The sequence below is a fragment of the Streptomyces sparsogenes genome (genome assembly GCF_001704635.1).
GTDB classification, from domain to species: domain Bacteria; phylum Actinomycetota; class Actinomycetes; order Streptomycetales; family Streptomycetaceae; genus Streptomyces; species Streptomyces sparsogenes.
In genome coordinates, this window is the sequence record NZ_MAXF01000054.1 from 1 (window position 1) to 9,199 (window position 9,199).

Sequence of the window (9,199 nt, forward strand, 5' to 3'; positions counted from 1 at the left end):
TGGGCGACCGCGAGGCACAGCAGTTCGGCGTCCGTCAGTTTCGGGGGTCGCCCGATCCGACGACGGGGGGCCACATGGTCGTCGATGAACACGTACAGTGCCGCCAGAAGGGCGTCCAGGCTGGTAGTCACACACGAGCCAACGGGCGCCCTTCGCCATGGTTGCGGCCAGCACAAACATCGGACTCACTCATCTAGGCGGGTCCGCTCCTGCCGGGTCCGCTCCTGAGCGCCCCCGCTCCTGCCGGGTCTGCTCCTGACGGGTCTGCTCCTGACGGGTCCACGGGCGCGGCGCGGGCGCGGGCCTCGGGGGCGAACGGCCCGGCCCGGGCGGCCACCCTGAGATCGGCGACCGCGCCGCGCAGGGCGCACCTCACCACCCGGGTGCCCTGCGCGGCGGCCACCCGCCGGGCGAGGCCGCACGCCGCTTCGGCACCCTCCAGCCCGTGGTCGGCGGCCGCGAGCGCCGCGAGGTCCGCGGCCGCGCCCGCCCGGTGGCGGGCCACCATGATCTGTCCGGCCGCGAGTACGGCCGCGAAGACCGCGCACAGCGCCGTGGCGGTCAGGGCGGTCCACACCGTCGCCGACCCGCGGTCTCCCCCGGCCCTCCTCACGGCATCGCCTCCTTCCCCGCCCCCGCCGCCCCCGCACGACCGGGCTCTTCCCCGGAGCGGCCGGGCCCTTCCCCGGGGCGGTCCGACGGCCGCTCGCCGGGGCCCACCGACTCCTCGGCGAGGGCGACCGCCTCGCCGCGCAGGCGCATCGCCAAGGGGCCGGGGCCGGGCGCGTGGGCCTCGACCCGCACCCGGACCAGGTCCCCTTCCCGCCGCAGCTCGACCCGGGCGCCGCGCGGCGCGGCCGAGCGGGCGGCGGCCAGCGCGGCCTCCCGCGGCTCCGACCGCGCGGCGGCGCGCGCTCCGGCGCGCGCCGCGTCCACACACCGCATCTGCGCGGAGGCTGCCATCAGGCCCCAGATCAGCATCAGGGCGAACACCCCCAGCACCGGCAGCGCGACAGCGGCCTCCGCCGTCACGAACCCCCGGTCGCCCGGGCCGCCTGGACCGGATAGGCGGGCCGGGCCGGGCCGGTCGCCCGGGCCGGAGCGGCCGGGCGGGCCGGAGCGGCCGGGCGGGCCGGAGCGGCCGGGCGGGCCGGAGCGGCCGGGCGGGCCGGAGCGGCCGGGCGGGCCGGAGCGGCCGGGCGGGCCGGAGCGGCCGGGCGAGCCGGGCTGGCCGGGCGCGTCAGAACTGCGCATCGAGTGCCTTTCCGATCACGGACCGCAGCGCGTCGTCCACCGTCCCGCCGGTCACCACCTTGTAGAGAACCGCGGCGAAGGCGCATGCCGCGATCGTCCCCATCGCGTACTCGGCGGTCGCCATCCCCGCGTCGGCGCGTGCCCTCGCCGCCGCGTACCGCCGCAGACACCACCGCATCACCATTTCTGCCTCCCCAATCGATGTCGCGTCCCGAGTCGTGAATCCCATGCCGTCCCGCGCCGTCGGCAATCCCGTGCCGGTGACAGCCGTGCTTGTCGCTGCCGGGCGGTCCCTCAGCCACCGCGCGTCAGCCCGGCCGCGAGCCCGAGCATCACCGGCACCACCCCGATCAGCAGAAATCCGGGCAAGTAGCAGGCCCCCAGCGGGGCGGTGGCCAGCACGGTCGCGCGCTGCACCCGGGTGTCCGCCTGTCTCGCCTGTTCGGCCCGGCTGTCGGCGGCCAGCCGGGAGACGGGCTCCACTGCCGGCGCGCCCGTCGTCCCGGCGCGCTCAAGAGCGCGCGCCAGGCCTTGCGCTCCGGGCAGTGCGGCTATGCGCCCCCAAGCGGCGGCCGGTTCGCCTCCGAGCCGCAGCTCCGCCGCGGCCTGGGCGAGCCGCTCGCCGACCGGACCGCCGAGCGACCGCCCCACCGCCTCCGCCGCCTTGCGCGGGCCGGCTCCGGCCGCCAGGCAGGCGGTGAGCAGATCGGCGGCCAGCGGAAGCTGACGCGCCGCGCCGTCCTTCGCGCGCTGTTCCGACCGCTCGCCGTCGGCCGCCCGACGGTGCCGCAGCCACCGCCTCACCCCGTATCCGGCCGCGAGCCCCAGCGCCCAGCCCAGCGGGCCCTCGACCAGGACGACGCAGGTGAGCAGGGCCCCGGCCGCCGAAGCCCAGTCCCGCACCGCATCGGCCGCTCCTTCGGCGCGCCACCTCTCCCGCAGCCCCGGGCAACGCCCCTCCCGCCGGGGCTCCGGCAGCAGCGCGGCGAGCCGACGCCGGGCGGTCCGTACCCGGCGGGCCTCCGTCACCGCTCCCACGACGGACACGGCGGCGGCCGAGAGGGCCATCGTCATCCACAGGCTGTGGACAACCTCAGGCGCCATGAGCCCGGTGTCCTTCCCGGTCGGCGGCCGCCCGGATCACCCGCGCGGTCCAGGCGTAGCCGGCCCACTCCAGCAGACAGCCCGCCAGCAGGCAGCCCAGCCCGGCCGGGGTGTGCAGCAGCACCCGCAGCGGGTCCGCTCCCAGCGCGGTGCCCATCAGCAGCCCGATGGCGGGCAGCAGCGCCAGGACGACGGCCGTGGCCCGGGGGCCCGCCAACTGGGAGCGCAGCTTCTGCCGCTGATCCCGCTCGGCTCGCAGCGCCCCCGCGACCCGGTCGAGGCCGGCCGCGAGGCCCGCTCCCTCGTCGACCGCGACCTGCCAGCAGGCCGCGACCCCGATGAGCCCCTCCGCGCCCGGCGACCGGGCCGCCCGGCGCAGCGCCTCCGGCACATCGCCGCCGAACCGCGCCGCCGCCGACACCAGGCCCCACCGCTCCCCGATGTGCCCGGGGGGCGTGGCCAGCAGGGCCTCGACCGGCTGCCGTCCGGCTCGCAGCTCACCCGCCACGGCCCCGCACAGCTCGATCACCGCGGCGGCCCTCCGCTCCCGCTCCCGGTCGTGCTCGCGCCCGCGCCGCCACCGGCCGACGACCGGCACGGCCGCCGCCCCGGCCAGCAGCGGCAGCACCGAGACGCCCACCAGCGCGAGGACGCCTCCGGCCGGGAGGCACAGCAGCTCCCACCCCATCCGCCCGCCGTACGCGGTCCGCCACCGCTCCCGCAGCCAGGCGACCGTCTCGGTCAGCCGGCGCCGCGGATCCGCCCCGGCGGGCCCGGCGGATCCGCCGGCCGCGAACAGCAGCCCGGCCCGCCGCAGGTCCCGGTTCCGCCCGGAGATCAGCCAGGCCGCCGCGCCCGCGCACAGCACGGCCGCGTACAGCGGCAGCGCCTCGGGGGCCGCTCCCCCCGTCATCGCTTCCCGAGTCATGCCGCACCCCCACCGCGCACACACAGCCGCCGCAGCCGCTCCCATCCCGCCGCTTCCCCGAAGCCCTCGGGGGTCCACATCGCGGCTGGGACGGTGGTCACATAGCCCGCCCGGTCACGGTCCAGCACGTGCAGCTCGGCGATCCTGCGCCGCCCGCCGCGGTCCCGCACCAGATGGATCACGACCGACAGGGCGGCCGCCAACTGGCTGTGCAGCGCGGCCCGGTCGAGACCGGCCGTCGATCCCAGCGCCTCGAGCCGGGCCGGGACGTCCGCCGCCGTATTGGCGTGCACGGTGCCGCAACCGCCCTCGTGGCCGGTGTTGAGGGCGCCGAGGAGATCGGTGACCTCCGGGCCCCGCACCTCACCGACCACCAGCCGGTCCGGGCGCATCCGCAGCGCCTGGCGCACCAGGTCCCGGAGGGTGACCTGGCCCCTGCCCTCCTGGTTGGCGGGCCGGGTCTCCAGCCGGACCACATGCGGATGGTCCGGCCTGAGCTCCGCCGAGTCCTCGGCGAGGACGATCCGCTCGTCCGGCCCCACGAGCCCCAGCAGGGTGCTGAGGAGGGTGGTCTTGCCCGAGCCCGTGCCGCCGCTGATCAGATAGGACAGCCGGGCGTCCAGCATCGCCCGCAGCAGCTTCTGGCCGCCGGGCGGGACGGTGCCCGCCGCCACCAGCTCCTCCAGGGAGAACGCCCGGGGCCTGACCACGCGCAGCGACAGACAGGTCGATCCGACGGCCACCGGGGGCAGCACCGCGTGCAGCCGGGTGCCGTCCGGCAGCCGGGCGTCCACCCAGGGCCTGGCGTCGTCCAGCCGCCGGCCCGCCACGGCGGCGAGGCGCTGGGCGAGCCTGCGCACCGCGGCCGCGTCCGTGAAGGTGACGTCCGTCCGCTCCAGTCCGGCTCCCCGGTCCACCCACACCTCGTCGGGGGCGGTCACCAGGACGTCGGTGACATCGGGGGCGGCGAGCAGGGGCTCCAGCGGCCCGGTGCCGACCAGCTCCGAGCGCAGGGCCTCGACCACCCCCAGGACCTCCGTGTCGCCGAGCAGCCGCCCCTCCTCGCGCAGGGCCGCCGCCACCCGCGCGGACGTCGGCTCTGCCCCGCTGCGGGCCAGCCGCAGCCGCACCGCGTCCAGCAGCTCGGGCGACTCGACGCTCGCGCCGCCCCGCTCGCTCCATCCGACGCTCATGCCCCGCCCCCTCGCCGCTCCGCGCCCTCCAGGGCGCGCGCCCAGAACTCCGCGCAGAACCGGGCGAGCGGGCCGCGGGGGTCGCCGCCCGGCGGCTCGCCGCCGTCCAGCGCGTCCGCCAGCCCGGGCTCCGACGGCAGCTCGCCGGCCAGCGGCAGGTCCAGAAGCCGGGCGATCTGCTCGTCGTCGAGCCCGGGCCCGCAGGGACCGCGCACCACCGCGCGCAGATCCCGCAGCACCATGCCCACCGTGGACGCCACCCGATGGGCGGCGGCGACCGCCCGCAGCTCGGCGGGCACCACCAGCAGGCCCAGATCCAGCTGGGCGAAGGCCTCGGCCGCCGTGTCGTCCACCCGCCGGGGCAGGTCCACCACCACGACCCCGCCGCGCCGCCGCGCGGCCGCCAGCACCGCCCGCATCGCCGATGGCGCCACGGCCACCGACGGGCCGCGGTCCCAGCTGAGCAGCCGCAGGGAGTGCAGCTGGGGAAGCGACTCCTCCAGCGCGCCGCCGGCGACCCGGCCACGCGATTCGGAGAAGGCGGGCCACCTCAGGCCCTCCGTGCCCTCGCCGCCGAGCAGCACGTCCAGGCCGCCGCCCAGCGGGTCCGCGTCGACGAGCATGGTGCGCCGCCCCGCGCGGGCGGCGGTGACCGCAAGGGCGCAGGCGAGGGTGCTGGCACCCGCACCACCGCGCCCGCCGACGACCCCGACGGTGAGGGCCGGGCGGCCGACCCCCTCGGCCACATCGGCGATGCGGTCCACCAGCCAGGTCTCGGCGTCGGGCAGGAACGCCACGTTGTCCGCGCCGAGGGCGACGGCCCGCTGCCAGATGCCGGGGTCGTCGAGATCCCGCCCGATGAGCAGCACCCCTTCCCTGCGGGTAGCCCCCCGCAGCCGGGCCGCGGCGTCGTCGCCGACCAGGATCAGCGGGGCGACGTCCCAGCTGCCCCGGCGCGCCGGCACGCCATGGGCCACTTCCGGCTCGGCCCCCGCCGCCGCGCACAGCCGCAGCAAATCGTCCAGAAGCTCCTCGTCCTCCGTCACGATCAGCGGTCTGCGCTGTCGTCCATCCGGCGCCGGTCGTTTCGGTGTGATGGATCCAGCCACGATCCCCTCCCCCTCTCGTTACGCGCTCTCACTTCCGCGAACGAGGAGCGCGAACACCGCGGAGAATCAGCGTCCGACGATCCAGAAAATCTTGGGGATCTTGGTCCAAAACTGGGGACAACTCATCACTTGTGAATATCCCAGTCACCTAAACCAGTGACTTCCGGAGAGCAGCCTTGCGATTACACACAGTCACGGATCAGGCTGGAGGGGCGGAGACGCCGACCGGAGGCCCGAGAGGGGAGATCATCAGGTGAAAAGACCGAAAACGCGTCCGGACATGCGACGACCCCCGCCGGGGGGGAGAGCGGGGGTCGTCCCCACGGCCGACTCGGGGGGGGAGGAGTCGGACCGGGTTAGCACGGTCGCGAACGATCCGTGACTTCCATGGTGTACCCGAGAGCCTTCTCAAGCAAACCCACGCGCCTGAGCTTACGCCGAATGGTGGGCCCTATGCTCGGCGTCGTGGAAAACCACTCGTTGCCTCGGACAGCCGCCTTCTTTGACCTGGACAAGACGGTCATTGCGAAGTCGAGCACGCTCACCTTCAGCAAGTCCTTCTACCAAGGTGGGCTGATCAACCGCCGAGCCGTACTGCGTACCGCATATGCGCAGTTCGTCTTCCTCGCCGGCGGAGCCGATCACGAGCAGATGGAGCGGATGCGGGAGTATCTCTCGGCGCTCTGCCGCGGGTGGAACGTCCAGCAGGTTCGGGAGATCGTCGCCGAGACCCTGCACGACCTCATCGATCCGATCATCTACGACGAGGCCGCCTCCCTCATCGAGGAGCACCACGCCGCGGGCCGCGATGTTGTGATCGTCAGCACCTCGGGGGCCGAGGTCGTCGAGCCGATCGGAGAACTGCTGGGCGCCGACCGGGTGGTGGCCACCCGCATGGTCGTGGAGGACGGGGTGTTCACCGGCGAGGTGGAGTACTACGCCTACGGGCCTACCAAGGCCGAGGCGATCGCCGAGCTGGCCGAGTCCGAGGGCTATGACCTCTCCCGCTGCTACGCCTACAGCGACTCGAACACCGACCTGCCGATGCTGGAGTCCGTCGGCCATCCCCACGCGGTGAACCCGGACCGCGCGCTGCGCCGTGAGGCCGCGGCCCGCGGCTGGCCCGTCCTCTCCTTCAACAAGCCGGTGCGGCTGAAGCAGCGGGTGCCCTCCCTCTCCATGCCGCCGCGTCCGGTGCTGGCCCTGGCCGCCGCGGTGGGCGCGGCGGCCGCCACCGCCGGGCTGGTGTGGTACACCAGCCGGCGCCGCGCCCCGTCTGCCGAGGCCTGAGCCCCAGCCAAAGATCTGCGAAGAGCGCTTCCGCTTGGCCGGGCACAGGAGTACAAAGGAATCGAAGGCCCGCGAGACCAGGGGCGCCCGGAAGGGCCCCAGAAGCACCACGGCCCACGGACCGAGCATGAATATTGGGCACCCACGCGACGCCGACCCGTCGATTACGGGCCAGCCGCACCAGGTGACGGGCGAAGATCCCGACCTGATGGGCAAATTTTCGTGCACGCATGGTAACCCGGTGGACATGCCAGCGGCGGTACCGAACTCGGTACCGCCGCAATCATGTCGGGGCCTCCCACCGGGTCAGGCCGCCACCAGTTCAGGCGGCGCCGCGCTGCAGGGCCTCGCAGACCGCGGTGGACTCACGGGCCCCCAGCACCACCGCGCGCCCGCAGTGCGCGATCCACGCGCCCATGCCCTCCGGCGTCCCGGAGGCATAGCCCTCCAGCGCCTCGACGTACGCCGCGCCGCCCAGCTCCGCGTGCCCGACCTCGGCCGGGCAGATGGACTTCGGGTCAAGTCCGCTTCCGACCAGCACGATCCGCTCCGCCGCCCGGGCCACCAGACCGTTGCGGGAGCCGAAGGGCCGCAGGGCCAGCAGCTCCCCGTGCACCACCGCCGCCGTCACCAGCGCCGGGGCCTCGCTCCCCGCGATCAGCAGCCGCGCCAGCCCGTCCAGTCGCCCCGCCGCCTCCTCGGCGTCCGGCAGCCCCAGCTCGATCAGCGGCTCATCGACCGGCTCGCCCGCCAGCCGCGGCCGCCCGACCGCGTCCGCCGCCTCCGTCCCTCCCGCCGCCACCAGATGCAGCCGGGCCAGCACCCGCAGCGGTGACTGCCGCCACACGCTCAGCAGCTGCCCCGCCTCGGCGGTCAGCCGCAGTGCCGCGCCCACCGTGCGCGGCTCACCCTCCGGGCCGAAGTCGCTGCGGCGCCGCACCTCCTCCAGCGCCCAGTCGGCCCCCGCCAGGGCGGCGGAGCCGCGCGCCCCGCGCAGGGCCGCCTCCGACGTGACCTCGTTGCTGCGGCGCCGCATCACCCGGTGGCCGTAGACCCGGTCCACGGCCTGGCGCACGGCGTCCACGGAGTCGGCGACGCCGGGAAGCGCGGCCAGGGCGGCGAGCGGATCTGCTGTCGTACTCATGAGTTCGACCCTACGCACCCGGCGCCCCCGCCCCTCATTGGAGTGGTCTTCTTCACCGCATCCGCCCCACAAGGCGATCACTCGCCTACGCTGACTGAACATGAAGATCGCTTTCGTTGGCAAGGGCGGCAGCGGCAAGACCACGCTGTCCTCGCTGTTCATCCGCCATCTCGCGGCCACCGGCGCCCCCGTCATGGCCGTCGACGCGGACATCAACCAGCACCTCGGCCCGGCCCTGGGCCTGGATGAGCCGGAGGCCGCCGCGCTGCCCGCCATGGGCGCCCACCTCCCCCTGATCAAGGACTATCTGCGCGGCACCAACTCCCGCATCTCCGGCGCCGACACGATGATCAAGACGACTCCGCCGGGCGAGGGCTCGCGGCTGTTGCGGATCGACGAGGACAATCCGGTCTACGAGGCCTGCGCCCGGACGGTCGGGCTCGACAGCGGGCAGGTCCGCCTGATGGTCACCGGCCCCTTCACCGAGTCGGATCTCGGCGTCGCCTGTTACCACTCCAAGGTCGGCGCGATCGAGCTGTGCCTGAACCATCTGGTCGACGGCCGTGACGAGTTCCTCGTCGTCGACATGACCGCCGGCAGCGACTCCTTCGCCTCGGGCCTCTTCACCCGCTTCGACATGACCTTCCTGGTCGCCGAGCCCACCCGCAAGGGCATCGCCGTCTACCGCCAGTACAAGGAGTACGCCGCCGACTTCGACGTGGCGCTGCGCGTGGTGGGCAACAAGGTGCAGGGCCCGGACGACCTGGACTTCCTGCGCGCGGAAGTCGGCGAGGACCTGCTGGTCACGGTCGGCCACTCGGAATGGGTGCGGGCCATGGAGAAGGGCCGCCCGCCGCGCTTCGAGGAACTCGAGGAGGTCAACCGCGGTGCGCTGCGGACGATGCGGGAGGCGGTGGACGCGTCGTACGAGCGGCGGGACTGGCGGCGCTACACGCGCCAGATGGTGCACTTCCACCTGAAGAACGCGCAGAGCTGGGGCAACGAGAAGACGGGGGCCGACCTGGCGGCCCAGGTCGACCCCGCCTTCGTGCTGGACGAATCCCTTCGGGCGGAGCGGCCGGCGGCTACCCCCGCTCCCGCCTAGATGAATGAGTCCGATGTCTGTGCTGGCCGCGACTATGGCGAAGGGCGCCCGTTGGCTCGTGTGTGACGTGAC

10 protein-coding genes and 1 pseudogene are annotated in these 9,199 nt (G+C 74.8%); 2 read left to right on the plus strand and 9 right to left on the minus strand.

Annotated elements, in window-relative coordinates; translation table 11 throughout:
- From BBH68_RS44235 to ssd, 8 genes and pseudogenes are all read right to left on the minus strand, one after another.
- Nucleotides 1-131, minus strand: a pseudogene (locus tag BBH68_RS44235) (IS982 family transposase); the annotation flags it as partial.
- A gap of 62 nt (nt 132-193) precedes the next feature.
- Nucleotides 194-613: an Rv3654c family TadE-like protein gene (locus tag BBH68_RS11870; RefSeq protein WP_079150925.1), complete on the minus strand. Its 420-nt coding sequence runs from the start codon at nt 611-613 to the stop codon at nt 194-196.
- Nucleotides 610-1,254 (minus strand): TadE family type IV pilus minor pilin, encoded by a 645-nt coding sequence (locus BBH68_RS11875; RefSeq protein WP_425428808.1) that lies wholly within the window; start codon nt 1,252-1,254, stop codon nt 610-612. The genes BBH68_RS11870 and BBH68_RS11875 overlap by 4 nt, the downstream gene beginning before the upstream one ends.
- Nucleotides 1,241-1,438: a DUF4244 domain-containing protein gene (locus BBH68_RS11880; protein ID WP_065961510.1), complete on the minus strand. Its 198-nt coding sequence runs from the start codon at nt 1,436-1,438 to the stop codon at nt 1,241-1,243. The genes BBH68_RS11875 and BBH68_RS11880 overlap by 14 nt, the downstream gene beginning before the upstream one ends.
- A gap of 110 nt (nt 1,439-1,548) precedes the next feature.
- Nucleotides 1,549-2,358, minus strand: coding sequence for a type II secretion system F family protein (locus BBH68_RS11885; RefSeq protein WP_065961512.1), 810 nt, complete (start codon nt 2,356-2,358; stop codon nt 1,549-1,551).
- Nucleotides 2,348-3,286 (minus strand): type II secretion system F family protein, encoded by a 939-nt coding sequence (locus tag BBH68_RS11890; protein ID WP_245738019.1) that lies wholly within the window; start codon nt 3,284-3,286, stop codon nt 2,348-2,350. The genes BBH68_RS11885 and BBH68_RS11890 overlap by 11 nt, the downstream gene beginning before the upstream one ends.
- Nucleotides 3,283-4,479: a TadA family conjugal transfer-associated ATPase gene (locus BBH68_RS11895; RefSeq protein ID WP_076970952.1), complete on the minus strand. Its 1,197-nt coding sequence runs from the start codon at nt 4,477-4,479 to the stop codon at nt 3,283-3,285. Before BBH68_RS11895 ends, BBH68_RS11890 begins: the two co-directional genes overlap by 4 nt.
- Nucleotides 4,476-5,588, minus strand: coding sequence for a septum site-determining protein Ssd (gene ssd, locus BBH68_RS11900; RefSeq protein WP_065961515.1), 1,113 nt, complete (start codon nt 5,586-5,588; stop codon nt 4,476-4,478). Before ssd ends, BBH68_RS11895 begins: the two co-directional genes overlap by 4 nt.
- Before the next feature lie 453 nt (nt 5,589-6,041).
- On the opposite strand from ssd, the gene BBH68_RS11905 reads away from it, so the two are divergent.
- Nucleotides 6,042-6,878, plus strand: a complete 837-nt coding sequence (locus tag BBH68_RS11905; RefSeq protein ID WP_065961517.1) for an HAD family hydrolase — start codon at nt 6,042-6,044, stop codon at nt 6,876-6,878.
- Nucleotides 6,879-7,200: 322 nt separating this feature from the next.
- Here the strand turns inward: BBH68_RS11905 and BBH68_RS11910 are convergent, their stop codons facing one another.
- Entirely contained in the window at nt 7,201-8,022 is an 822-nt protein-coding gene (locus tag BBH68_RS11910; RefSeq protein ID WP_065961520.1) for a Fic family protein, read from the minus strand.
- 100 nt (nt 8,023-8,122) lie between these two features.
- On the opposite strand from BBH68_RS11910, the gene BBH68_RS11915 reads away from it, so the two are divergent.
- Nucleotides 8,123-9,127: an ATP-binding protein gene (locus BBH68_RS11915; protein ID WP_065961522.1), complete on the plus strand. Its 1,005-nt coding sequence runs from the start codon at nt 8,123-8,125 to the stop codon at nt 9,125-9,127.
- Nucleotides 9,128-9,199 lie beyond the last annotated feature (72 nt).